This window comes from Arthrobacter woluwensis (genome assembly GCF_030816155.1).
In the GTDB taxonomy this organism is placed as follows: Bacteria; Actinomycetota; Actinomycetes; order Actinomycetales; family Micrococcaceae; genus Arthrobacter_E; species Arthrobacter_E woluwensis_A.
On the sequence record NZ_JAUSXR010000001.1, the window covers coordinates 894,146 to 919,546 of the forward strand.

Annotated in this window: 18 protein-coding genes; 15 read left to right on the forward strand and 3 right to left on the reverse strand. The window is 69.2% G+C overall.

Annotation, left to right across the window (positions count from 1 at the left end; all coding sequences use genetic code 11):
* The first annotated feature begins 79 nt into the window (after positions 1 to 79).
* From QFZ52_RS03940 to QFZ52_RS03970, 7 genes are all read left to right on the forward strand, one after another.
* Complete coding sequence (locus QFZ52_RS03940) at positions 80 to 886, forward strand: hypothetical protein (RefSeq protein WP_307496334.1); 807 nt, start codon at positions 80 to 82, stop codon at positions 884 to 886.
* A gap of 108 nt (positions 887 to 994) precedes the next feature.
* Positions 995 to 2,680, forward strand: a complete 1,686-nt coding sequence (locus tag QFZ52_RS03945; protein ID WP_307496336.1) for an FAD-binding dehydrogenase — start codon at positions 995 to 997, stop codon at positions 2,678 to 2,680.
* Between the two features lie 161 nt (positions 2,681 to 2,841).
* The gene (locus QFZ52_RS03950) at positions 2,842 to 3,819 is read left to right on the forward strand and encodes an ABC transporter permease (RefSeq protein ID WP_373425619.1); all 978 of its coding nucleotides are present in this window, start codon (positions 2,842 to 2,844) and stop codon (positions 3,817 to 3,819) included.
* Positions 3,819 to 4,802, forward strand: coding sequence for a carbohydrate ABC transporter permease (locus QFZ52_RS03955; RefSeq protein ID WP_307496337.1), 984 nt, complete (start codon positions 3,819 to 3,821; stop codon positions 4,800 to 4,802). Before QFZ52_RS03950 ends, QFZ52_RS03955 begins: the two co-directional genes overlap by 1 nt.
* A 43-nt stretch (positions 4,803 to 4,845) precedes the next feature.
* Positions 4,846 to 6,501 carry a sugar ABC transporter substrate-binding protein gene (locus tag QFZ52_RS03960; RefSeq protein WP_307496339.1) on the forward strand — a complete coding sequence of 552 codons (1,656 nt, stop codon included), beginning with the start codon at positions 4,846 to 4,848 and terminating at the stop codon, positions 6,499 to 6,501.
* Between the two features lie 107 nt (positions 6,502 to 6,608).
* A complete protein-coding gene (locus tag QFZ52_RS03965; protein ID WP_307496340.1) occupies positions 6,609 to 7,667 on the forward strand; it encodes a LacI family DNA-binding transcriptional regulator in 1,059 nt (352 codons plus the stop codon).
* A gap of 65 nt (positions 7,668 to 7,732) precedes the next feature.
* Complete coding sequence (locus tag QFZ52_RS03970; protein ID WP_307496342.1) at positions 7,733 to 8,902, forward strand: Gfo/Idh/MocA family protein; 1,170 nt, start codon at positions 7,733 to 7,735, stop codon at positions 8,900 to 8,902.
* Positions 8,903 to 9,044: 142 nt separating this feature from the next.
* Here the strand turns inward: QFZ52_RS03970 and QFZ52_RS03975 are convergent, their stop codons facing one another.
* Together QFZ52_RS03975 and QFZ52_RS03980 are read right to left on the reverse strand one after the other, a co-directional pair.
* Positions 9,045 to 9,962 carry a LysR family transcriptional regulator gene (locus QFZ52_RS03975; RefSeq protein WP_307496344.1) on the reverse strand — a complete coding sequence of 306 codons (918 nt, stop codon included), beginning with the start codon at positions 9,960 to 9,962 and terminating at the stop codon, positions 9,045 to 9,047.
* Between the two features lie 519 nt (positions 9,963 to 10,481).
* Complete coding sequence (locus tag QFZ52_RS03980; protein WP_307496346.1) at positions 10,482 to 11,819, reverse strand: amidohydrolase family protein; 1,338 nt, start codon at positions 11,817 to 11,819, stop codon at positions 10,482 to 10,484.
* Positions 11,820 to 11,998: 179 nt separating this feature from the next.
* Between QFZ52_RS03980 and tdh the strand changes: the two genes are divergently transcribed.
* The 3 genes from tdh (at position 11,999) to hutI (ending at position 15,778) form a co-directional block, all read left to right on the forward strand.
* The gene (gene tdh, locus QFZ52_RS03985) at positions 11,999 to 13,045 is read left to right on the forward strand and encodes an L-threonine 3-dehydrogenase (protein WP_307496347.1); all 1,047 of its coding nucleotides are present in this window, start codon (positions 11,999 to 12,001) and stop codon (positions 13,043 to 13,045) included.
* Between the two features lie 143 nt (positions 13,046 to 13,188).
* Positions 13,189 to 14,403 carry a glycine C-acetyltransferase gene (locus tag QFZ52_RS03990; protein WP_307496348.1) on the forward strand — a complete coding sequence of 405 codons (1,215 nt, stop codon included), beginning with the start codon at positions 13,189 to 13,191 and terminating at the stop codon, positions 14,401 to 14,403.
* 169 nt (positions 14,404 to 14,572) lie between these two features.
* On the forward strand, positions 14,573 to 15,778 hold the full coding sequence (gene hutI, locus QFZ52_RS03995) for an imidazolonepropionase (protein WP_307496350.1): 1,206 nt from the start codon (positions 14,573 to 14,575) through the stop codon (positions 15,776 to 15,778).
* Positions 15,779 to 15,872: 94 nt separating this feature from the next.
* Here the strand turns inward: hutI and QFZ52_RS04000 are convergent, their stop codons facing one another.
* Positions 15,873 to 20,249, reverse strand: a complete 4,377-nt coding sequence (locus tag QFZ52_RS04000; RefSeq protein ID WP_307496351.1) for an endo-alpha-N-acetylgalactosaminidase family protein — start codon at positions 20,247 to 20,249, stop codon at positions 15,873 to 15,875.
* A 501-nt stretch (positions 20,250 to 20,750) separates the two neighbouring features.
* Here QFZ52_RS04000 and QFZ52_RS04005 point away from each other — a divergent pair.
* The 5 genes from QFZ52_RS04005 (at position 20,751) to QFZ52_RS04025 (ending at position 25,381) form a co-directional block, all read left to right on the forward strand.
* Positions 20,751 to 21,665, forward strand: a complete 915-nt coding sequence (locus QFZ52_RS04005) for an SIS domain-containing protein (protein WP_307496352.1) — start codon at positions 20,751 to 20,753, stop codon at positions 21,663 to 21,665.
* Positions 21,666 to 21,781: 116 nt separating this feature from the next.
* Positions 21,782 to 22,711, forward strand: a complete 930-nt coding sequence (locus QFZ52_RS04010) for an ROK family protein (protein ID WP_278268576.1) — start codon at positions 21,782 to 21,784, stop codon at positions 22,709 to 22,711.
* Positions 22,708 to 23,694: a 1-phosphofructokinase family hexose kinase gene (locus tag QFZ52_RS04015; protein WP_307496353.1), complete on the forward strand. Its 987-nt coding sequence runs from the start codon at positions 22,708 to 22,710 to the stop codon at positions 23,692 to 23,694. Before QFZ52_RS04010 ends, QFZ52_RS04015 begins: the two co-directional genes overlap by 4 nt.
* Positions 23,691 to 24,539, forward strand: coding sequence for a class II fructose-bisphosphate aldolase (locus tag QFZ52_RS04020; RefSeq protein WP_307496354.1), 849 nt, complete (start codon positions 23,691 to 23,693; stop codon positions 24,537 to 24,539). Before QFZ52_RS04015 ends, QFZ52_RS04020 begins: the two co-directional genes overlap by 4 nt.
* The gene (locus tag QFZ52_RS04025; protein WP_307496355.1) at positions 24,536 to 25,381 is read left to right on the forward strand and encodes a DeoR/GlpR family DNA-binding transcription regulator; all 846 of its coding nucleotides are present in this window, start codon (positions 24,536 to 24,538) and stop codon (positions 25,379 to 25,381) included. The genes QFZ52_RS04020 and QFZ52_RS04025 overlap by 4 nt, the downstream gene beginning before the upstream one ends.
* Positions 25,382 to 25,401: the final 20 nt, after the last annotated feature.

Genomic DNA, 25,401 nt, shown 5'->3' on the forward strand with positions numbered 1-25,401 from the left:
GCTGAGACGCGCCGGCTGATGTGCGCCTGAGCGGCGCGGCCCCCTGGGGTGCCGCGCCGCTCAGGCCTTTAATGGACCCATGAGGCATTCCTGGGAGATCGTGACCCGCGTCCAGTCGGAGGGCGACGCCCATCCCCAGGAGGACGGCTGCGGTTTCGCCGGGCCGGACGCCTGGATCATCGACGGCGCCACCACGTTGCTGGAACCTCTCGGTCTGCCGGCCGCCACCGATCCGCAATGGCTCACGCATGCCCTGACCACGGCGCTCGCCCGGGTCGGGACGGGGGAGATGTCCGGCTCGCTGAGCGCCCGGGACCGTCTCGCCGCGGCACTCCGGAGGATCGACGCCGTCGCGCAGCCCCTCGTCGGCGGGGAGCGGCTGCGCTTCCCGAGCGCGGCCGTCTCGCTCGCTCATCTGGACGACGACGGCGTGCAGATCGCGTCGCTGGCTGATTGCCGCGTCCTGGTCCAGGCTCCGGAGGGCGGCGTGACCGTGGTGCTCGCCGAGCAGGCGGACCGCCGGGTCGACGCGGCGCTCGCCACGCAGGACCCGGACCCGGAGGAGCGCCGTCGCCTGCTGCGCCGTGACCGGGAACTGCGCAACACGGACGGCAACCTCTGGGTGGCGCGGCGCGAGCCCGAGGCCGCGCAGCACGCCGAACTCGTGCGGCTGCCCCGTCCGGCGCTCGTCGCGCTCGTCAGCGACGGGGCCTGGCGCGCCGTCGACCTGGCACTCGTAGACTCCGCGGAGGAGTTCCTGCGCCGTGTCGGCACGCCCGTCGGGGCGCTGGAGCTCCTGACCGAACTGCGGCGCGAACAGGCCCGGAACGGTGAGGTGGCGGACGACGCCACGGTCCTCGTCCTCCGTCCGGCCGCCCTGGACTGAACTCCGCCCTCTCGTCGCCGCGAGGGAACACGTCGTGCCCTCATCCGCACGTTTTCGGGGCGCCATCTGTTCCTTCGCGGGGGTGAGGGCCCGGCGTAGACTGCCAGCATGGACGCTGACGTCATCGTGGTGGGCCACGGATTGTCCGGACTGGTTGCGGCGCGTGAACTCGCGCGGGCCGGGAAGCGTGTGATCATCCTGGATCAGCAAGGGCCGCAGGACCTCGGGGGACAGGCCTGGTGGTCCTTCGGCGGACTCTTCCTGGTGGACAGCCCCGAGCAGCGCAGGCTCCGCGTCAAGGACTCCTTCGATCTCGCCTGGGCGGACTGGCAGGGGAGTGCCGCCTGGGACCGGACGGACGGTCCCGGCGACCAGGATGCCTGGGCCCAGCGCTGGGGCCGCGCATACGTCGAATTCGCCACGGGCGAGAAGAGAGCGTGGCTCCGGGAGGCCGGCATCGAGCTGACCCCCGTCGTGGGCTGGGCCGAGCGGGGCGACGGCCGTGTGGGCGGCCACGGGAACTCCGTGCCACGCTTCCACATCGCCTGGGGCACGGGGACCGGCGTCGTGTCGCCGTTCGTGGCGGCAGCCCACGCCGCCATCGAGGACGGCACCACGACACTGCTGCACCGTCACAAGGTGCGCGGGCTGCTCGTGGAGGGCGGCGCCGTCGTCGGGGTGCAGGGGGATCTCCTGGCCGACGACGCCGGGCCGCGCGGGGCGGCCAGCCCGGACGGGACGGTGGGGACCTTCGAGCTGAGGGCGCAGGCGGTCGTGCTCGCGAGCGGGGGGATCGGCGGGAATCACCGGCTGGTGCGCCAGTTCTGGCCCGCACGGCTGGGCACTCCGCCCCGCGAGATGATCACAGGCGTCCCCGCGTATGTGGACGGCAGCATGTACGCACCGGCCGAGGCCGCCGGGGCCCGTCTCGTGAACCGGGATCGGATGTGGCATTACACGGAGGGCATCCGGAACTGGGACCCGGTGTGGCCCGCTCACGGCATCCGGATCCTGCCCGGGCCGTCACCGCTCTGGCTCGACGCGCTCGGACGCCGCCTCCCGGCGCCGGGCCTCCCCGGGCATGACACGCTCGGCACGCTCCGCCTGTTGCGGAACACCCCGGAACTCGCGGAGCACGACCACTCCTGGTTCATCGTCAGCCGGAGCATCCTGGCGAAGGAATTCGCGCTGTCCGGCTCGGAGCAGAACCCGGACATCACCCATCGGGACCGCAAGCTGCTGCTCAGGACCCGGCTGGGCGGCGGGATTCCCGGACCGGTGCAGGCGTTCCTCGACCACGGGCCGGATTTCGTCTCCGCGGACTCGCTGGCGGCGCTCGCGCGGGGCATGAACCGGATCGCCCCCGAGGCGCCCGTCCGCGAGGACGTGCTCCTGGCCGTCATCCGGCAGCGCGACGCGGAGTTCCGCAACCCGTTCTCCAAGGACGCCCAGGCCCAGAGCGTCCACAATGCGCGACGGTACCTGGGGGACCGGTTGGTCCGGGTGGCCAAGCCGCACCTCTTCCTCGATGAGGCGGGTCATCCGCGGGACGGCCTGGTGGCGGTGAAACTGCACCTTCTGACCCGGAAGAGCCTGGGCGGCCTGCAGACGGACCTCGCCTCCCGCGTGCTCGGCGAGGACGGGCATCCCGTGCCCAGCCTGTACGCCGTGGGGGAGGCCGCCGGATTCGGCGGTGGGGGCGCTCATGGGTACAACGCTCTCGAGGGGACCTTCCTGGGCGGCTGCATCTTCACGGGCCTGAAGGCCGGACGGGACCTCGCCGGAAGGCTGTGACACACGGCGCTGCGGCGGCGTTTTCAGCTTCTTCTCGTCATCTCTTGCGCCTGAGACCTGCGTCACATACGATCAGTTAATCGATTAAGGACTTAATCGATTAACAACGTTTTGAGAGCGCAGGCTGCGTCCCCGGCAGCCCTGGACTCACGAGGAGCCCCATGACACTCGCAGCCCAGCGGAAGGGTCCGCCGCCGTCGTCGACCCCGGACCGCGGCGGGAAGAAGCCGTTCCGCGTCCGCCTCCGGCAGGACCGGCAGATGCTGCTGATGATGGTGCCCGGCATCGTCTTCCTGCTGCTGTTCTTCTACATCCCGATCTTCGGCAACGTGATCGCCTTCCAGGACTACCAGCCGTATCTCGGCATCCCGGACAGCGAGTGGGTCGGCTGGCAGAACTTCGTGGATCTGTTCCACAACCCGGACTTCCTGCACGCCCTCTGGAACACGCTCTACCTCGCCGCCTGGCAACTGGTGTTCCTCTTCCCGGTGCCGCTGGTGCTCGCGCTGATCGTGGACTCGCTCATGAGCATGAGGGTCCGCCGCATCTTCCAGAGCATCGCGTACCTGCCGCACTTCCTGTCCTGGGTTCTGGTGATCGCGCTGTTCCAGCAGATGCTGGGTGGCGCGGGCTTCGTGAACAACACGCTGCGCCAGTTCGGCATGGATCCCATCCCGTTCATGACCAATCCGGACACGTTCCCCGTGCTGGTGGTCGCCCAGATGATCTGGAAGGACGCCGGCTGGGCCATGATCATCTTCCTGGCGGCACTCGCGAGCATCGACGTCTCCCTCTACGAGGCGGCCGCCGCGGACGGCGCCGGACGCTGGCGCCGGATGTGGCACATCACGCTGCCGGGCCTCCGCCCCGTGATCGTCCTGCTGCTCATCCTGCGGATCGGTGACATCCTCTCGGTCGGCTTCGAGCAGTTCATCCTCCAGCGCGACGCCGTGGGCGCCGGCGCCGCCGAAGTGCTGGACACCTTCACCTACTACACCGGCGTGGTGGGCGGCGGCTGGAGCTCCGGCGCCGCCGCGGGCCTCGCCAAGGGGCTGGTCAGCCTCCTGCTCATCTGGGGCGCCAACTCCCTGGCCCATAAGTTCGGCGAGGACGGGATCTTCGCCAGGAAGGTCGGCTGATGACCACGCTCACCTCGCAGAACACCGAGACGCAGGACGACGCCGGGACGCGCGGCAGCCTCGCGGTGCGCCGGGCAGCCCGCTCACGGGCCGCCGCGGAACGCGACACCCGCCGCCCCGCCTGGAAGGAACGCCCCTCGGCGCTCTACCAGATTGTCAAGGCCGTCATCCTGGTGCTCTTCAGCGCCTCGATCCTGATCCCCATCCTGCTGGTCGTGTCCACGTCCCTGGCCGATGACCAGCAACTGGCCCAGGCCGGAGGGTTCGTCCTCTGGCCGGAACGCCCCACCATCAAGGCCTACGAGACGATCTTCGCCGGACCCATGGTGATCGGCTCACTCGGAGTCAGCGCGTTCATCACGATCGTGGGCACGGCGCTGGCGCTCTTCGTGACCATCACCATGGCCTACGCCACGAGCCGTTCCGTCTTGTTCGGCCGCCCGGTGATCCTGGGCGTGCTGTTCACCCTGCTCTTCGCTCCGGGCCTGATCCCGAGCTTCCTCATGATCCGGCAGCTCGGACTGCTGGACTCGCTGTGGTCGCTGATCCTGCCCGGCATCTTCGGCGCCTTCAACTTCGTGGTGATGCGCTCCTTCTTCATGAACATCCCCGCGGAACTCATCGAAAGCGCGCGGATCGACGGCGCGAGCGACTGGCAGATCCTGTGGCGCATCGTGCTGCCGCTGTCGAAGGCCGTGATCGCCGTCGTCGGGCTCTTCTATGCGGTGGCGTTCTGGAACTCCTTCTTCAACGCCCTGCTCTACATCAACGACCACGCCAAGTGGCCCATCCAGCTCCTGCTCCGCAACTTCGTGGTCCAGGGCTCCGGGGCCGCGGACGGGCTGGGGGTCTCCTCCGTCCCGCCGAGCCAGTCGATCCAGATGGCCGTGGTGGTCGTGGCGCTCGTGCCCATCCTCATGGTCTACCCCTTCCTCCAGAAGCACTTCACCAAGGGCGTCCTCACGGGCGCGGTGAAGGGCTGACCGACCTCCCTCTCCAGCTCACCTGTCAATGAAAGGCACTCCTATGAGCACTCTCGCATCCCACGGCGTCAGCCGCCGTGGCTTCCTGGGCCTGGCGGGCCTGGCCGTCGCCACCGTGGGCCTCTCGGCCTGTGGCGGCGGCAGCTCCAGCGGAAGCGGCGGCGCGGCCGCCTCCGCCGGGGTCAAGCTCCCCACCTACAAGGAATTCACCGGCGTCACCCCCGACCTGGCCGGAGACGCCAAGGGCTTGCAGGCGGCGTTCTTCAAGCTGCCCAAGTCTGTGGTGTCCGTGAAGGACAAGCCGCTCAAGGGCAAGGTCACGGGCCTCACAGAGACCTTCGAGACCATGAGCCCCGGCATGAAGGACAACGCCTTCTGGCAGCGGCTCAACCAGGCGCTGGGCGGCGAGCTGGAACTGCAGATCGCCGAGGACATCGGTGACGGGTACCCGGCGAAGTTCGCCACGGTGCTCGCCAGCGACGATCTGCCGGACATGATGTGGGTCCCGCCGAACCAGGGCATCCCGAACGTCGGCCCCATGCTGGAGGCGAAGTTCCAGGACCTCACCAAGTACCTCTCCGGCGACGCCGTCCTCGAGTACCCCAATCTCGCGGCCCTCAAGCCGGACTCCTGGAAGACCGCCGTCGTCAACGGCAAGATCTGGGGCGCTCCCATCCCGAGCACGCCCTTCGGCCAGATCATGTCCGGCCGCCGTGACGTCTGGAGCAAGGTCGGCGGCCTGAACGCCGCATCGGCGGACGAGTTCCTGGAGAAGGCCAAGGAGCTGACCCGTCCGGGCGAGAAGAAGTACGCCCTCGAGCCCGCCTACGTGAACGTGCTCCACATGGTCACCGAGTGGTACGGCGCCCCGAACAGCTGGGCGGTGAACAAGGACCGCACCCTGACCCACCTCTATGAGACGGACGAATATCAGGCCGGCGTCGAGTTCGTGGCGAAGATGTTCGCAGCCGGGGTCTTCTACCCGGACGTCAACGTCCCGGACATCCGCAACCGCGTCGCCAACGGCAGCGTCGCCGCGCAAGTCCTGGTGGGGCCACACGATCTCAAGGCCTACCGCGCGTTCAACAAGGATCAGACGTTCGACATCCTGGTGCCGTTCAGCGCGGACGGCAAGGTCAAGCCGACGTACGACATGGGCTACGGCACCGTGGGCTTCACGCCGTTCAAGAAGGCCGACGAGGGCAAGATCCGCGAGCTGCTCTCCCTCATCAACTACCTGTCCGCGCCGTTCGGCACGGCCGAGTACATGCAGAAGAACTTCGGCACCGAGGGCCAGGACTTCACGGTCGACGGCGAGGGCAACCCCGTCTTCACGTCGTCCGGCAGCACGAACATCCCGGGCCTCGCCTCGGCGCTGAACATCATGTCCAGCCCGGAGAACGTGGTCTTCAACCCCGGCTTCGATGACGACACCAAGTACATCTATGAGCAGGAGAAGAAGCTCCTGGAGCTGGCCTGGCGCAACCCGACCAACGGGACCTACTCGGACACCAACTCCAAGGTGGGCGCGAAGATCACCAAGCAGTTCCGGGACAAGGTGGTGGACATCATCACCGGCCGCGCCAAGGTGGGCGATCTGCAGGACGCGGTGAAGCGCTGGAAGAACGACGGCGGCGACAAGATCCGGGACGAGTACCAGTCCCAGCTCCCCTCCGACGTGCCGGTCTTCCGGCGCTAGGCATGGCGTGACACCCGGGCGGTGGGCCCTGTGGCTAGAGTTGCCGCAGGTCCACCGCACGGGCTGGGCGAGTCGGTTCCGGGACATCCGGGGGAAGAGGTCAGATCATGAGCGAACGCACAGCGGCAGGAACGGACACCTCCTCGGGAACCGGGAACGCTCCGCAGACGGCGGTCCGCCCCACCATCCGCATGGTGGCCGATCTGGCCGGTGTCTCCACGGCGACCGTCTCCTACGTCCTCTCCGGCAGGGGTTCCGGCTCCAAGGGTCCGGGTGTGAAGGAGGAGACCACCCGACGGGTGCGGGATGCGGCCGAGGAACTCGGATACCGTCCCAATCAGGCGGCCCGGGCGGTGCGGACCGGCAAGACGCAGACGGTGCTGCTCTCCATGACGATGCTCCAGGACCCCTGGTCGCTGGAAGTCGTCGAGGCGGTCAGCACCCAGGCCCGCAGCCACGGTCTCATCCCGCTCATCATGGCGGACGATGACTGGAACGTCGCGCTGGAACGCACCCAGGCGGACGCGGTGTTCATCGACGCCGTGAAGCCGGCGCAGCGCAGCGCCCTGGCCGGTCTGGCGAGCCGCGGGCTGAAACTCGTGGTCTTCGACAGCACCGTGGAACCGGACGGGTTCGACGTGGTCCGCTCGGACGATCTGCGGGGCTGTCGGGAACTGGTGGATCACCTGCTGGACGGCTGGGACGACGTCGCGTGCCTCGGCCCCGGCGCCTCGCGGACGGACCGCGGCCGTCCCGCCGCGTTCCACTCGGCGCTCGCGGACCGCGGCAGGACCGCGCCGGAGAACCGGATGGCGGACATCGACGGCTCCCCGGAGTCGGCGTACGCCGGAGCCCTGAAGCTCCTGACCCCGGAGGACCGGCCCCGCGCCGTCTACGCCACCAGTGACTACATCGCCATCAGCGCCGTCCACGCGGCCCAGAGCCTGGGACTCGTGGTCGGCAAGGACATCGCCATCGCCGGGGTGGGCAACACCCTGGCCGGCGAACGGCTCAGCCCGGCCCTCACCAGCGTGGGGCCCCGGAATCTGCTGGGCCGCGTGGCCGAACTCATGGTGCAGCTCGCCACGGATCAGCGCCCCGTGGGGGAGCTGCACGACTTCCCCTGGGAAGTCTGGGAACGCGCATCAACAGGAAAGCCGGTCTGAACGGACCGGCGACATCACCCGCCGCCTCATCAGGAGGGCGGGACAACAGCAAAGGAACTACCCTCATGGATCTCTCCGTAGCCGTCGTCGGCTTCGGTCTGCGCTCCGGCCTGTGGCGTCACGCCCACAAGCCCGGCGAAGGATCGCGCGTCACCATCGTCTGCGACACGAGCGAACGTGGCCGGGCGGACGCCGCCAGGGCGCTCCCCGACGTGACGGTGACCGGTGACCTCCAGGACGTGCTGGACTCCGGCGTCGACGCCGTCCTGGTCCTCACCCCGGACAGCCAGCATGCCGCCGTCGCGGTCCAGACGCTGAAGGCCGGCATCGCGACGTTCTGCGAGAAGCCGCTGGACATCTCGCTGGAGGCGGCCGACTCGATCCTCACGACGGCGCGCGAGACCGGCACCCGGCTGTATGTCGGCCACAACATGCGGCACATGCCGGTGGTCACGCAGATGCGGGACCTCATCAAGCAAGGTCTGATCGGCGAGGTCAAGGCCGTGTGGTGTCGGCACTTCGTGGGCAACGGCGGCGATTACTACTTCAAGGACTGGCATGCCCAGCGCCGGAACGTGAACACGCTTCTGCTGCAGAAGGGCGCGCATGATCTTGACGTGATCCACTGGCTCGCCGGCGGGTACACGGCGCGGGTGTCGGCGATCGGCAAGCTCGCGGTCTACGGCGAGGTCACCAGCAGGCGGGACAACTCGGACCGTCGCATGGGGGACTGGTTCTCGGTGGACAACTGGCCGCCCGCGGCGCAGACGGACCTCGCCGAGGAGATCGACGTCGAGGACATCTCCATGATGAACATGGTGCTCGATAACGGCGTGCTGGCCTCCTACGAGCAGTGCCACTTCACGCCGGACTACTGGCGCAGTTACACCGTGATCGGCACGGAGGGGCGCCTGGAGAACTTCGGCGACGGGCCGGGGGAGACCATCAAGGTCTGGAACACGCGGTCCAGCTACGGATTCGCGGAGCCGGACCTCGAAGTCGAGATCCTCGACGGCGACGGCGGACACGGCGGTGCGGATCCGCTCCTGATCGGGGAGTTCCTGCGTTTCGTGCGCGACGGCGGTCAGACCCAGACCTCCCCGGTGGCGGCGCGTCAGGCGGTGGCGGCGGGAATCCTCGCGGCCGAATCGCTGCGCGGTGACGGTTCCGCGTTGCCGGTCCCGCCGCTCGACCCGGAACTGGTGGAGTACTTCGAACGGGGTCAGACGGCCTGACGCTTCCTTCTGGAGGCTTGTGTGCTCAGTTGTTGCGGATGTTCTCGTGGAACACCCGCAACAACTGAGCACGCAAGCTCTCGAGGGTGGGCGGCGCCGGGCAGGGCCGACCGGCTCTGGCGGCTCGTTCGCAGACCCGCTCTCAGCCGACCAGCGCCCCCATGACCTCACGGAACGCCTCGGCGACGCGCCGGACGCTGCGGCGTTCCAGCGCCTCGGGCCGGGCGAGGAGGTCGATGCACCGCCGGGTGTCGAGGCCCTGCAGCGGCCGCAGCACGATGCCCTCCGGCAGCGACTGTCCCAGCGCCGCGCGCGAGGTGTACCGGGGGAGCAGGCCCAGCACGCCGCCGTCGGCGACCAGGGCCGCGACGGTCGAATAGTCGTTGATGCGGTGCACGATCTCCAGGGGTTTGCTGGCCAGCGCCGCCACGGCGGTGAGGACGTCGTCCGGGGAGTAGCCCGGCCGACTCGTGACCCACGGTTCCCCCGCCACGTCGGCCGCGGTGAGCTCCTCGTGGTCCGCGAGCGGGTGACCTGCCGGCAGCGCGACATCCAGAGGCTCGCGCGTCAGCTCGATCACCGCGACCCGGTCCCGCGGCCACGGCGGACTGTGCTCCATGCGGTGGGCCAGGACCAGGTCGTGCCGGGCGGTCAGTGCGGGGAAGTCCTGTTGCGCGACGTCCTCGTCGGTGAACCGGACGCGCGGCTGGCCCTCGCCGGACAGGGCCCGCGCCAGCGGTGCGAACAGCGCCTGGCCCGCGGAGTGGAATCCGCTCACGGTCACGGACGCGTCGGGCGCCTCCTGGAACGCGTCGATCGCCGCGCGCGCCTGAGCCATCGCCGCGACGACGGAGGCCCCCGCACCTGCGAGCACCTCGCCGGCCTCGGTGAGGACCAGCGTGCGCCCGTCCTTGCGCGTCAGCGGCACCTTCACGCTGCGCTGCAGGAGCATGAGCTGCTGCGACACGGCCGACGGTGTGACCATCAGGGTCTCCGCGACCGCCTTGACGCTGCCGAGTTCGCCGAGTTCCCGCAGGATCTGGAGCTGACGGATATCCATGAGCACATCCTAAATCGTTCGGTGTGACGATGAAGGGACGCTGAAGTGTGGTTGTTTCGGGGGTGGCCGGATCCGGCTGAGTCCGTGGGGCTGTCCGGCCGATTGCTCGTTCGTCCGACCGAGTCCGCTATCCGAGGCGTGAGTCCGCTGGATGATGTAGCGAATTCACGCCTCGGATAGCGGACTCACTAACTTACGGGGCGGGGCCGGCGGTATTTCGGGGCCGAACTCGCTATCACGAGTCTGAGATCGCGACTGTCGGTAGCGAGGTCGGACCCTGGATAGCGAGGTCGGCGGGATACGTGCACCCGATAGCGAGGTCGGCGCAGGAGGGACCCCAGGCAGTCCGAGGCTTGGCCGATGTCGACCTCGCTATTCCGGGTCTGAGATCGCGACTGTCGGTAGCGAGGTCGGACCCTGGCCAGCGAGTTCACCGGAACGGCTGCGCCCGGTAGCGAGGTCGGCGGGACGGCGCAGCCCGCCCCACCCGTCCCGCCTAACGCCTAACCCCGCCCAACCTCACAGCCCGTTCCGGACCACGACCCCCTGGGCCACCACGGTGTTGACCTTCTCCAGGGCCGTGCCGTCGCTGAGCGGGTCGGCATCCACGACGACCGCGTCAGCGAAGCCGCCCACGGTGAACCTCCCGGCCTTGCCCTCCAGGCCCAGGAGGCGAGCGGAGTAGGTGGTTGCGGCACGGAGGGATTCGAGCGTGGACAGTCCCGCCTCGTGAAGGCGCCGCACTTCGGTGCCCAGTGGAGTCACGTCGGTGCCGAAAGAGTCGGTGCCGGCCACGATCGTGACACCCGCCTCGTGGGCCGCGCGGACGGCGGCCTGGTGGATCGGCGTGTACTCCTTGCCGCGGGCGGCCAGGATCGGGTTCGGGTCGGTCGCCATGCTGTCCACGGCCTGGAGGGTGGGCGTGAAGTACGTGCCGCGGCGCACCATCTCCGCGATGGTGGCCTCCGTCAGGTACACGCCGTGCTCGATGCTCTTCACGCCGCCCCGCACGGCGCCGTCGATGCCCTCGGCGCTGTAGGCGTGGCACAGCACCCCGGCGCCGCGGGCGGCCTTGACGATCGCGGCGATCTGCTCGCGCCCGTACACGAGCTCCCGGGGATCCTGCTCGGGGATGCCCGCCCGGGGATTGGCGCGGGTCTTGATCACCCGGGCGCCGCGGGCCAGGTTGACCCTCGTGAAGTAGGCCAGATCCTGCACGTCCCGGATGCCGTTCTTCAGCCCGGCCAGCGGTGCCAGATCCGGGTCGGCCAGGATGGAATCGCCCTGGTCCGGGGAGACGAACAGGCCGGCGGCGAGCATGCGCGGGGACAGGCCCGGCGCCCATTCGGGCAGCGCAGCGAGTGCCACGTCCTGGTAGAAGCTGCTGCTGCCGCTCCGGACACTCGTGGTGCCGTTCCGCAGGTGGAGCCGGACGTCCTCCAGGCCGTTGGCGTGGACGTGCGCGTCGACCAGTCCGGGGGCCACCCAGCGCCCGTGAGCCTGGAGGCGCTGAGCGCGGCGGGCGACGGCGGCCACGGCTCGCCGAGTGGTATCCCGATTTCCGACGGCGGCGACCTTGCCGCCGTCGAGCACCAGGACGCCGTCCTCGATCGCGCCACCGGTGAGCGGATCGATGACGGTGCCGCCCTCGATGATCACGGCGCCCGGCATCGCGGGGCGTCCCCGGTGCACCGGAGCGGCGGGGCGGTCGGAAGCCTGGGCCGCGGGGGCTGCCGCCAGCTGTGCGGCGATGCCCGCTGCGGTGATGCCCGCGAGGGCCGCGGCCCCGGCGAGGACGCCGCGCCGGGGGAGGTTGCTGGGTGGCTGGACGACGCTGTCGTGATCATGGGTGCACATGGGGGTCTCCTCGGGGAAAGGGCGTGAGTGTGGCGCTGCTCACGAAGTTTGGAATACCAAAGTTACGTCATGGTGAAGAGTTCCCGCCAGCCCCCGACGAAACAGTTAAGTAGATCCTTAACTCAGGAATGAGATACTTGAGCTTGTTCTAAGCCTTTCGACGGCTTGTAATGGGACTCATGAAGGCTCTGTACAAGTCCGCGGCACAGCCCGGCTTCGAACTCGTGGACCGCCCCGAACCCGGCACCGGCGCCGGCGACGTGAAGATCCGCGTGCACACCACCGGCATCTGCGGCACCGACCTGCACATCCAGTCCTGGGACGCCTGGGCCGCGAGCACCATCAACGCACCGCTCATCGCGGGCCACGAGTTCTACGGCGAGGTCGTGGAGATCGGGGAGGACGTCCGGGATGTCAAGGTGGGGGACCGCGTCTCCGGCGAGGGCCACGTGGTCTGCGGCATCTGCCGGAACTGCCGCGCCGGCCGTCGCCAGATGTGCATCCGCACCTCAAGCGTGGGCGTGCAGCGGGACGGCGCCTTCGCCGAGTATGTCGTCATCCCGGAGGAGAACGTCTGGGTCCACCACGACCCCAGCGTCACCCCCGAACTCGGTGCCATCTTCGACCCCTTCGGCAACGCCGTCCACACCGCCCTGAGCTTCCCGCTGGTCGGCGAAGACGTGCTCATCACCGGCGCCGGCCCCATCGGCCTCATGGCCATCGCGGTCGCCCGGCACGCCGGAGCCCGCAAGATCGCCATCACCGACGTCTCGCCGAGCCGCCTCGAACTGGCCCGCTCCCTGGGCGTCGACCTCGCCGTCGACGTCTCCACCACTCGCATCAGCGACGCGCAGCGGGAACTCGGCATGCGCGAGGGCTTCGACATCGGCCTCGAGATGTCGGGACACCCGACGGCGTTGCCGGAAATGATCGAGAACATGAACCACGGCGGCCGGATCGCCATGCTCGGCCTGCCCAGCCAGTCGATCGACATCGACTGGGGCAAGGTCGTCACCCACATGCTGACCCTCAAGGGCATCTACGGACGCGAGATGTTCGAGACCTGGTACGCCATGAGCGCCATGCTCTCCTCCAACCCGGTGCTGCACCGGAACATCTCCGCCGTCATCACCGACGTCCTGCCCGCCACCGAGTGGGAGAAGGGCTTCGAGGCGGCGCGCGGCGGGCACGGCGGCAAGGTCGTGCTCGACTGGCGCGCCCTCTAACGGCCTCGCGCTGACCGACGACGACGGCGCGCGGCGGCTTCCGCGCGTCGTCGTCCTCCGCGGATCAGGCCTTCCCGCACGCACCTCACCCTCGTAAGCTCGCAAGGGGCGCCCACCCCGCGGGCACCGCCGAAAGGACCATCATGTACGGCCTCATCAAGGACCAGCTCGCCACGGAGCTCGACGACCTCCGCGCCGCCGGCCTCTTCAAGGAAGAGCGCAACATCACCTCGGCGCAGTCCAACCGGATCACCGCCGGCCCGCTCGGCCAGCCCACCCGCGAGGTGCTCAACTTCTGCGCGAACAACTACCTGGGCCTCGCGGATCACCCGGAGATCATCGCGGCGGCCAAGGACGCCATGGACAGTCACGGCTTCGGCATGGCGAGTGTCCGCTTCATCTGCGGCACCCAGGATCTCCACCTGGAACTCGAGCGCCAGGTCTCCCGGTTCCTCGGCACCGAGGACACGATCCTGTTCTCGAGCTGCTTCGACGCCAACGGCGGCGTGTTCGAATCCCTCTTCGGCCCGGAGGACGCCATCGTCTCCGACGCCCTGAACCACGCCTCGATCATCGACGGCATCCGCCTCTCCAAGGCCCGCCGCTTCCGCTACGCCAACCAGGACATGGCGGACCTGGAGGCCAAGCTCCGCGAGGCGACGTCGGACGCGCCCGGTCAGCCGGCCGCGCGCCGCGTGGTGGTCGTGACGGACGGTGTCTTCTCGATGGACGGCTACCTCGCCCCGCTCCGCGAGATCTGCGATCTGGCGGACAAGTACGGCGCGCTGGTCATGGTGGACGATTCGCACGCCGTCGGATTCATGGGTTCGACGGGCGCCGGCACCCCCGAGCACGCCGGCGTCAGCGACCGCGTGGACATCTACACCGGCACCTTCGGCAAGGCGCTCGGCGGCGCGTCGGGTGGCTACGTCTCCGGCCGCTCCGAGATCGTCGCGATGCTGCGCCAGAAGGCCCGCCCGTACCTGTTCTCCAACTCGCTCGCCCCCGCCATCGTCGCCGCGACGCTCAAGGCGCTGGAACTCGTGCGGGATTCCGGGGAGCTCCGCGAGAAGCTCTTCGAGAACGCCGCCCTGTTCCGCCGTCGTATGCAGGAGGAGGGCTTCGAGCTGCTCGACGGCGAGCACGCGATCATCCCCGTCATGTTCCACGACGCCGTCCTCGCCGCGAAGGTCGCCTCGGCGATGCTGGAGCACGGCGTGTTCGTGACCGCGTTCAGCTTCCCCGTGGTGCCCCGCGGCGCGGCCCGCATCCGCGTGCAGCTCTCCGCACGGCACAGTGCCGAAGACGTCGAAGCGTGTGTTCAGGCGTTCGTGGCGGCACGGGCCGAGGCTTCCTGACCCGCGCCTCTTCCATCGACTGTCCCCAATGGCTCCCCAGCCTCGTCCCTCGGCCGGGGAGCCGTTGGGGACAGTCGATCGTTAAAGGGGCTGGGACTGGTCCGGGATACCGGACACGGGTGAGGGCGAGTCCGGGACGGGGCGGGCGCGTCCCGGAAGAATGGGAACCATGAGCCTCCTGATCACCAACATCGCCGAACTCATGACCCAGGATGGCGAGCACCGGGTCCTCAAGGACGCGGCCGTCGTCGTCGAGGGTGAGCGCATCGCCTGGATCGGCCAGGCCGCCGACGCCCCGGCCACGGACGAGGTGTACGACGCCGAGGGCCGCGCGCTGCTGCCGGGCTGGGTGGATTCGCACACGCACCTCGTGTTCGCCGGGGACCGCACCGCCGAGTTCGAGGCGCGCATGGCGGGAGAGAGCTACAGCGCGGGCGGCATCGGCGTCACCATGAACGCCACGCGAGCCGCCTCCGATGAGGAACTTCTCGAACTCGCCCGGGCGCGCCGTGCCGAGGCCCTGCGCGGCGGCACCACGTATCTCGAGGCCAAGACCGGGTATGGGCTGAGCACCGAGCACGAGGAGGCGCTGGCCCGCGTGACCGCGCAGGTGGCCGATGAAGTCACGTTCCTCGGAGCGCATCTCGTCCCGAAGGGCGCCGAGCCGGACGCCTATGTGGAGGAAGTGGTCGGGCCGATGCTCACCGCCGTCGCGCCGCACGCCCGCTGGGCCGATGTGTTCTGTGAGCGCGGGGCGTTCGACGAGGCCCAGTCCCGTCGTGTGCTCGAGGCCTGCGCCGCCGCCGGCCTGGGACTGCGCGTGCACGGCAACCAGCTCGGCCTGGGCGCCGGCGTGCGCCTCGCCGTCGAGCTCGGCGCCGCGAGCGTCGACCATGTGAACTACCTCGAAGACTCTGACGTCGCGGCACTTGCGGACAGCTGGGCGGCCTACGACGGCGGTCGCGGCCCCCGTGGGACGGTCGCCACGTGCCTGCCCGCCTGCGATCTGTCGACGCGGGAGCCCCTCGCCCCGGGCCGCCGGCTGCTGGACGCGGGCGTCCAGGTGGCGATCGCCTCGAACCTGAATCCCGGCACGAGCTACACGAGCGCCATGAACTATTGCGTGACCACCGCGGTGCTGCAGATGGGTCTCAGCGTCCACGAAGCCGTGCGCGCCGCGACGTTCGGTGGCGCCCTGGCCCTGCGCCGCGAGGTGGGCGAGGACGTCGACGGGCGTCGTGCGGTCGGGTCGATCGCCGTCGGGCACCGCGCCGATCTGCACCTCCTGAACGCTCCGAGCGCGACGCACCTGGCCTACCGTCCGGGCATGCCGCTCACCCACGCCGTCTGGCAGGCGGGCGTTCGGGTCGTCTGAGCCCGCATCGCCTCCGCGAGAGAACAGGTGACGCCCCTAAAACCGAGTTTTAGGGGCGTCATCTGTTACTTCGCGTGCAGGGGGCGGAGGCGGCTCAGCAGGTGAAGCGGGCGTCCGCCCAGTCACCCCAGTCGTCGCCGCCGTCGTCTCCGTTGGTCAGGGCCTTCAGCTCGACGCGTGAGGCGCCCGTGACGTCGACCTTGACGGGAACCGCCGCGTCCGGGGCGCTGAGGACCGCGCTGCGGAACTTCTCCGCGCCGTCCACCAGGACCACGAACACGACGGAGCCCTGCAGGCCCTTGCCGAGCTTCTTGTCGTCCACTCCCACGAGGGCGGTGAAGGCCGTGCACTTCTTCTGCACGTCGAGCACCACGGACGAGTCCGCGTGGACGCCGATGCCCTTGGCGTACCGGGTGCCGTCCAGCGTCAGGGCCGGGCCGTCGCCGGGGTTCTCCTCGCCGTTGGCAGTGTCCCGCTCGGCCGGTCCCCAGCCGTTCTCCTCACTGACCCACGGGAGGTCCGAGGCGTAGACGGTGCCGGAGAGCTCGGCAGCGGGGGCGTCGTGCCGCTGATCGGAGCAGCTGAAACGGGCGCCACCCCAGTCCGCGTGGTCATTGCCGTTGCCGTCCGCGGTGGGATCCGCCACGAGTTCGACGTACTGGGCGCCCGTGAGGTCCACATCCAGCTTCGCCGTGGCCGAGTCGGGCCGCATCACCGGACTGACGGCCTTGACCTTGCCGTCCGCCACGACACTGAAGACCACCGAACCGCGGGTCTTCTGCACATCGTCGATCCCTATGTCTGCCGTGAAGCGGGTGCAGTAGCCGCCGAGGAAGTACTTCACCGTGGACGGTGCGTGCGCGCCGAGCCCCTTCGGGTAGACGACGCCGTTGAGCGTGATCGGCGTGCCGTCTCCGGCGCCCTGCTCACCGTTGGACTGATCCTTCTCCACGGGACCCCAGCCATTGCTGGAACTGACCCAGTCATGATCGCTCGCGTACACGTCCTGCTGCGGCGGTTTGGGCAGCGTCTTGACCGCGACGGCGGCGCTCGCCGTCCGTGGCCCCTGCGGATCCGCGGTGGTCCGGTAGGTCCCCTTGACGCCGATCGAATAGCTCCCGTCCGCGCCGGCCGGCGCGGTGACGGCCCAGGTGGTCGTGAACTTCGCGCCGGCGGCGAGGGTGGCCGTCGTCGCAGGGGTCTTCGCCTCGGCGGTCCAGCCCTCGGGGAGCTGGAGGCTGACGGCCACGTCGCTCACGGGAGCGGGTTCGTTGTTCTCCAGCACCGTGGTGAACTCGGTGGCCTTGCCCTGCTGGATCACGTCGGCGCCGAGCGTGCCGGACACCGTGGCGCACGCGGGCACCGCCGAGGCTGGCCCGAGGTCCTCCAGCAGGAAGTCGTCCAGGACGAAGTCCGCGCCGTCCGAGGAACCCGTGCGGCTCAGACCGGTGAAGTACCGACCGCAGTTGCCGGCGGTGAACTCCTGGGCGAAGCGGGTGGTCTTGGTCTGGGCGGGGAGTGGCTTGCTCTCGACCGTGACCGGCGCCTTCGCTTCGTACCCCCAGACCCAGCTGTACTGATCGGCCAGGGAGTTCTGGTAGTCGAAGGACACCCGGTAGCTGTGGCCGGGGGTGAGCTTCACGGTGGAGTCGGAGGTCCGGTAGACCAGGCCGTCATTCTCCTCGTGCGCCACCAGGGAGAAGTTCCCGTTCAGGGTCTTGTCCACGGTGTTCCGGTACCAGCCCTGCTGGGTGAAGGGCGCGTTCCGGATGCTCAGGTGGGTGCGCGGATCGGTCGTGCCGCCGGCGTCGCCCTTCACGAAGGGCCACCAGCCCTGGTCGACGTTCTCGAAGTCTTCCTTGAGCACGGCGGCGGCTTGCGTCGACCCAGTCTGGGCCGGGGCAGTTTTCACCGCCCGGAAGTCGTCCACCCTGACTTTCGCGTCGCCGTCGCCCGCGGAGATCCGGACCGTGGGCCGGCCGCCCTGCGGCAGGTCCACCAGGACGCGGATGCGCTGGAAGAACGTGCCGTTCTTCTCATCGCCCGCCACGTAGTTGCGGGCGGTGGAGCGGTCGAGGGCGTACTCCTGGGGCTTGCCCTGACCTGTGTCGACGGTGAGGCGGGTGTCCCGGGTCTTGCCGGGTTCGATCTCCGCCCAGGCGCTCACGGAATAGGTCCCAGGCTCGAGCTGTCCGAGCTTCTGGGAGACGGAGGAAGCACCGGAGCCGAGCTCGGCGTACCGGCGGCCCTTGGCGTCCCGGACCTGCTGAACGGAACCCTGCGGGTTCCAGGCGGCGAGGCCTGAGCCGTTGAAGCCGGGGTCCTGGAATGGCGTTCCGGAGCCGAACTGCGCCGTGGCGGGCAGCAGCGACGCCTTGCCGCGCGGCACGAGCACGTAGGGCTGCCCGGCTTCGGCGGTGAGGGTGACCTGGCCGTCCACCACGGGCACGGTGGTGACGAGCGTCCGTCCGTTGTCGCCGAGCTTGTAGACGCTCAGCTCGCGGGCGTTCGCGAAGCCCTTGCCGAGCGCCCAGGTGCTGGAGCCGCCCGCGGCGCTGTAGTGGTACAGCTTGTCGGCCTTGCCGTTGTCCTTGGAGGACCAGGGCAGCAGGTAGTCGCGGCCCTTCAGCACGGTGACGCCGTCCGCCGTGATCGTGCGGTCATCGGCCGTGGAGCCGGTGACGGTGACGCCTTCGCTGAGGTCGACGCTCTCGGGGGTCCACCGCATGATCTCGTGGTGCTGCAGGAATTTGGTGGGCAGATTGGATTCCCACACGTTCTTGGTGAACGCGTTGTAGTCGTTCTGGCCGGTCCAGCCCTCGAATTCGACAATGTGGCTGCCGCCGAGACGGACGTCCGGATTCCAGACGTCGGCCTGGCTGTTGTTCACGAAGCGCAGGATCTGGGAGTTGATGCCCTTGTTGTCCGTGCCGCCGTACTTCTCATCGTTGGCCCAGTGGGACCAGGTGTTGTTGCGGTTGAGGGAGTAGGCCCATTCGGACCCCACGCGGAACCCGTTCTTCACGAGTTCGTCCTGGATCTTCTGAGCGACCCAGCCGTAGGAGTAGTAGACGTCCACGTACACGAAGTCGAGGTTCTTGTCCGTGGCGTCGCGGAGCTCCTTGATGCGGGTGGCGAGCTTGCCGGTGTTGATGTCCGCGCGCTGATTGATGCCATAGGACTGGTCGAGCCAGTTCCAGCCCTTGCTCTTGTCGGCATTGAGCAGGTCCTCGCTGAAGGACTTGGCCTCGGGGTAGATCTCGGTGGCGTTGACGTGAACACCGATCCTGGCGTTCCACCGGGCACTTTCCGAGGCGAGGGTGTTGAGGTCTTTCAGCCCGCCGGCCCGCTCGTTGAAGTTGTTCCCGTAGTCCGTGTTGGCGGAGTCGTGGCCCTCGGAGGTGTAGCCCTTCAGCATGGCGACCTGGCCCAGGCCGTCGGTGGCGAGGGAGATGCGCTTGACGTCGTCGAGGGTGCGCAGGAACGGGTGCGTGGCCTGGGAGGCGAAGTTGAAGGGGATGTGCGTGATGACGTTGTCCGCGGTCTGACCGCCCTTGTTCGGGCGGACGGCGATGGAGCGCAGCGCGATCGCGGCGTCCTGCCAGTCGACCTGGCGGTCCGCGTTGGCGTCCGCGGTGATCGCCACCTTGGCCCACGGGAGCTCTTCGGTGGTGCTCGAGCCGACGGCGCGGTAGAGCCATGCGCCGCTCGCGATCGAGGCCTCGCGGCCACCGTCCGGCGCCGCGGTGACCTGGCTGAAGAAGCGGCTGCCGTCGAGGTTGGCGGGCCCGGAGGACGCGTCATAGAGCGAGTTGCTTTCGACGGCGGCGGCCAGTTTCGCCGTTCCCGCGAGAGCGTAGGCGGAGCCCTTGGGCTTGGCGTCGACGGGCGTGGTGGGCGTGACGGGGGTGAAGGTGTCGCCGGTGGCGTTGCGGTTGGTCGAGAGACGTGTGGTGGCGAGCTGCGCCCCGGGTTCCGCCGAGGATACGGTGACGAGCTTGAGACCCGGGATCTCGACGGTGGACACCCTGTTCTCCGCTGTGTCCCGGATGGCCGTGATGCGGAACGTGACAGCGTTGCCCTGGAGGGCAAGAGACGCATCCAGCGCGACGCCGGGCAGCCCCGGCACGGTGAGCGTGTAGGTCATGGTGGTGTCGTCGGTCTTGCGCGAGGTGACCGTGACGCTCTGCTCCGTGCCGTTGATCTTCAGTGTGCTGAGCGGCTGCCGCGTGCCGGCGAGGGTGCCGCCGCCGTCGCGGTCCAGATAGCTGATGACCTGGGGGAACGTGGTGGACACCACCGCCGCCAGCTTCCCGGTGACCAGGACCTCCTGGTCATTGCCTGGGGTGGGCGGCTTGGTCTTGGCGGACGGGGCGACAATCGGCTGCGCGGGGGCGGACGACGGCGCGTCGCCCCAGGCGGGTAGGCTCCCGGCCAGCCCGGTGAGGGGGAGTGCCAGTGCCCCTGCCATACACCAGGCCATGCCCCGCCGCGTGGGTCTGTGAATCCTCAAGGGATGCTCCTCTCTGAGCGAAAAAGTGCGGTAATGGTAACTATTGTTCAATGTGCGGCAGATCACAAGGGGTTTGTGACATGTTCTGATCGATATGCACACGGGATGCTTAACTTCGCGCACCCCTCGGCGGGCCGCTTGCAGAGTGATCATCGGCGTCGCGAAGGACTCCCTCGCCGCCGGGCGCCACTCGCGCCTCTCCTCCGGGGAGGTGAGGGCGTGCGCGTCGAGCACCCTCCCGCCGCGCGGATCCGCGGGATCGGGCCCGAAATTCCGTGACCAGGGGATGAAACGTTATGCGCGTTCTGTGGACGTTTCCGTGTCGATGCAGTAGCGTAAAACTGATTGATTGAACCCCGGTCCACGCATGTTTGATCATGGGTGGGGTGATTACCACTCATGCCGGGGTTCGTCCCGACCGACGATCACCACAGAGACACCACAGAGAAGGAGTCAACGATGACGGAGCCCGTGCTCGGCGCCTACATGGACGAGGAACTCAGCTCGCAGCCCCAGGTCTGGGCGCAGGCGCAGGCGCAGAGCCGGGAGGAAGGACTGCTGCCGGCCAAGGGCCAGAAGATCGCCGTCATCGGCTGCGGCACCTCCTGGTTCATGGCGCAGAGTTACGCCACCGCTCGCGAAGCGGCAGGCCACGGTGTCACGGACGCCTTCGCAGCGTCGGAGGCGTTCCTGAACAGCAACAGCCCGGAGCGCGGCTATGACGCCGTCGTCGCCATCACCCGCTCCGGCACCACCACCGAGGTGCTGGAAGTCCTGGCGCAGCTCAAGGGCAAGGTCCGGACGATCGCGCTCATCGGCGACATCAACTCGCCGATCGTGGACCTCGCCGACGTCGTCATCGGCCTTCCGTACGCGGATGAACAGTCCGTGGTGCAGACCCGCTTCGCCACCACCGCCCTCGTCTACCTGCTGACGAGCCTGGGGGAGAGCTTCGACGTGGCGATCGAGCAGGCGAAGGACGCCGTGGGCGCGCCGGTGTCCCAGGAACTCCTGGACGCCGAGCAGTTCACGTTCCTCGGCCGCGGCTGGACCGTGGGTCTGGCACATGAGGCCGGCCTGAAGATGCGCGAGGCCGTGCAGGGCTGGACCGAGTCCTACCCGGCCATGGAGTACCGCCACGGCCCGATCTCCATCGCGGCTCCGAACCGCGTCACTTGGCTCTTCGGCGAGGAGCCGGAAGGCCTGTCCGCCGACGTCGCCAAGACCGGCGCGCTGTACATCACCTCGGGCCTGCACCCCCTCGCCGATCTGGCCCGGGTGCATCGCGTGACGCTGGAACGCGCCCGCGTCCGCGGCCTGAACCCGGACCTGCCGCGCAACCTCACGCGCTCGGTCATCCTCGACGAGGCCTGAGGCCTGAACCCCACGGCCCGTGCGCCCCGGTGCGCGGGCCGTGGGACGGCGCCCTCCACGGGCCGCCACGCACCATCAGCAGGACAGTACGGTCGGAAGACGGACGGGCAGGAAGCATGGCACTGGGATTCGCGGACGCAGGGGTACTCGCCTTCGACGTGGGCGGCACGGACATGAAGTCCGGGGTCGTCAACGCCGCGGGCTCGGTGCTCGCCCTGCGACGGCACAAGACGCCGCTGGACCCGGACCGTCCGGGGGAGGCGATCCTGGAACGGATCGCCGAACTCTTCGCCGAGTACAGCCGCCAGTACCCGGTCGGGACGTTCGAGGCGGTCGGCATCACGGTGCCCGGACTCGTGGACGAGGCCCACGGGATCGGCATCTACTCGGCCAATCTGGGCTGGCGGAACTTCCCGTTCCGTGAGCGCGCGGAGGAGATGCTCGGCATGCCGGTCGCCTTCGGCCACGATGTCTCCAGCGCGGGTGCGGCCGAGATGGAACTGGGCGCCGCCCGCGAATTCCAGGACGCCATGGTCATGGTGGTCGGGACCGGGATCGCCGCCGCGATCTTCACGGGTGGCCGTGCCGTCTCGGCCGGCGGCTTCGCGGGAGAGATCGGGCACTCCATGGTGCCGGATCCCGAGGGCCAGGGCAGCGTCATCCTGGAATCCGTCGGCAGCGCCGGGGCCATCGCCAAGCGCTACGTCCGCCTCACCGGCACCCCGGTGGACGGGGCCCGCGAAGTCCTGGAACGGGCGCTCACGGGTGAACCTGAAGCCCTCAAGATCTGGAATGAGGCCGTGGAGGCGCTCGCGTTCAGCATCTGCCAATGCGTTTCGATCCTGGGGACGGAGGCCGTCGTGATCGGCGGCGGGCTCTCCGCTGCCGGGGAGGCCCTGCTGGATCCGCTGCGCCACGCCGTGGATCACGCGCTCGACTTCCAGCGCCGCCCGGTCATCCGCGCCGCGTCCCTCGGTCAGGACGCCGGGATGCTCGGCTCGGCGCTGAAAGCACGCGCCCGGCTCCTGGAGGTGCGGCTGCCGTGAGCGACGCATCACTGACGCCGGACGCCCCGGAACCGCAGCCCTCGCCGGGCCGCGTCGTCACCGTCACCCCGAACCCGGCGCTCGACACCAGTTACTTCCTGGAACGCATCGAGCACGGGGCCAGTCACCGTGTGGCGCCTCCCTTGGCCCGTGCGGGAGGCAAGGGGCTCAACGTCTCCCGGGTCGCCCATCAGCAGGGCCGCTCGACGCTGGCCATCGCCCCGGTCGGCGGCGCCACAGGGGAGGTCTTCGCCGCGGAGCTGGAAGCCAGCGGGGTCCCGCACCGGCTGGTCCCGGTCGAGGCCGAGACCCGTCGCAGCATGGCCTTCGTCGAAGAGGCCCTCGGCGACACGACCATCTTCAACGAGAGCGGGCACGCCCTGGCCGCCGCCGACTGGCAGCGGCTCGCGGCCGTCGTCGTCGACTCTCTGCAGGACGCCGCGGTCCTGGTGGGGTCCGGCAGCCTGCCGCCCGGCGCGCCCGGCGACTTCTATCCGGCCCTGGTGACGCTCGCGCACCAGCATGGCGTCCCGGCCATCATCGACACGTCCGGCCCCGGCATCCTGGCCGCTGCGCGTGCCGGCGCCGACGTGCTGAAGCCCAATCACCATGAACTGCTCGAGGCGTTCGATGGCGACGACCTTCCCACCGCGGCGCGGCGGCTCCTGGACCTGGGCGCCCGCACGGTGGTGGTGAGCTCCGGAAGCGAGGGCATGCGGCTCTTCTCCGCGGACCATCCCCGGCATTGCTGGCGGGCCCGGCTCCCCGAACCCCTCCGCGGCAATCCGACCGGCGCGGGCGACGCCGCGGTCTCCGCCCTGGCGACGGCACTCGCCGAAGGCCTGGACGACCCGGAAGATCTGCTGCGGCGCGCCACCTCCTGGTCGGCGGCCGCAGTCCTGATGCCGGGGGCCGGCGAGATCTCGCCCCGGCACACCGAACTGGAACAACACCTGATCATCACCCTGGAGGAACTTGCATGAGCCTGGTCAGCACCCGCACCATCATGGACCGCGCCACAGGGCGGGGGAGCGGTCAGGGCGCGTTCAACGTCATCCACCTGGAGACCGTCGAAGGGCTCATCGCGGGCGCCGAGCAGGCCGGTCTGCCGCTCATCCTCCAGATCTCGGAGAACTGCGCCAAGTACCACGGCGGGCTGGAGCCCATCGCCCTCGCGACCCTGTCCGCAGCCCGCGCCGCCGGCGTCGACCTCGCCGTGCACCTGGACCACGCCGAGAGCGAGGACCTGGCGCGGCAGGCGGTCGACCTCGGCTTCGGCTCCATCATGTACGACGGCGCCCACCTCGACTATGAGGAGAACGTCGCCTCGACCGCTCGCGTGCGGGAGTACGCGCACGCCGCGGGCGTCTACGTCGAGGCGGAGCTCGGCAAGGTCGGAGGGAAGGACGGGGCACACGCGCCCGGCGTGCTGACCGACCCGCAGGAGGCCCGGGACTTCGTCGCGGCCACCGGCGTCGACGCCCTTGCCGTGGCGGTCGGCTCCTCGCACGCGATGACCAGCCGCGACGCCCAGCTGAACCTCGAACGCATCGCCGCCCTGCACGCCGCGCTGGACGTCCCCCTCGTGCTGCACGGCTCCTCCGGCGTCTCCGATGCGAACATCCAGGCGGCGATCCGTGCGGGCATGACGAAGATCAACGTCTCGACACACCTTAACGGTTTCTTCACACGGGCTGTGCGCGAGTACCTTGAAGCTCATCCGGATATTGTGGATTCCCGGAAATACCTGGGGGCGGGGCGGGCTGCACTGATTCCAGAAGTGGCCCGGCTTCTGACTCTTTTCGACACTGCGGAGCGTGCTTCATGAACCGGACCGACCGATTGACGGCCATTCTCGACCTCCTGGCCGAGCGTGGCCAGATCGAGGTGGAGGACATCGTCACCCAGCTGGGCGTCTCTCCCGCCACGGCACGCCGTGACCTGGACTCGCTGGCCAAGCAGCGGCTGCTGAGCCGTACCCGCGGCGGCGCCACGACGGGCTCCGTCTCTTACGACCTTCCCGGCCGCTACAACCGCGACGACAACGCCGAGGCGAAGCAGCAGATCGCCCTTGCCGCGTCCTCCCTCGTGGAGCCGTACATGGTGGTGGGCCTGGGCGGCGGCACCACGAGCACCGCCTTGGCGCAGGTCCTCGCCACCCGGGATGACCTCAACGCCCCGTCCAACCGGCCCACGCTGACCGTGGTCACCAACGCCATCAACATCGCCTCGCAGCTGGCCGTGCGCCCGAACATCAAGATCATGGTCACCGGCGGCATTCTGAACCCGCGCTCCTACGAACTCGTGGGACCGTTCACGGACACCATCATGCAGAAGGTGGCGCTGGACATCGCGTTCATCGGCGTCAACGGAGTGGACCCGGTCCTCGGCCCCACCATCAACGACGAGGGCGAAGCCCAGGTGAACTCTCTCATGGCCAAGCGGGCCCTGGAGGGCTACATCCTGGCCGACTCCTCGAAGATCGGGAAGCGGGCCTTCGCCACGATGCACGGCTTCCAGATGCGCAATCTCATCACGGATGAGGGCATCTCCGCCAAGGATCTCAAGGCATTCCAGGACCGCGGCACCAAGGTGCTGGTGGCCCGGGACGGCGTGGCGGATCACCGGCACGCGTCATCGGTTCCGAGCGAGGAGGAGACGGCGCACTAGGGCCGGGCGGCCAGGGCCGG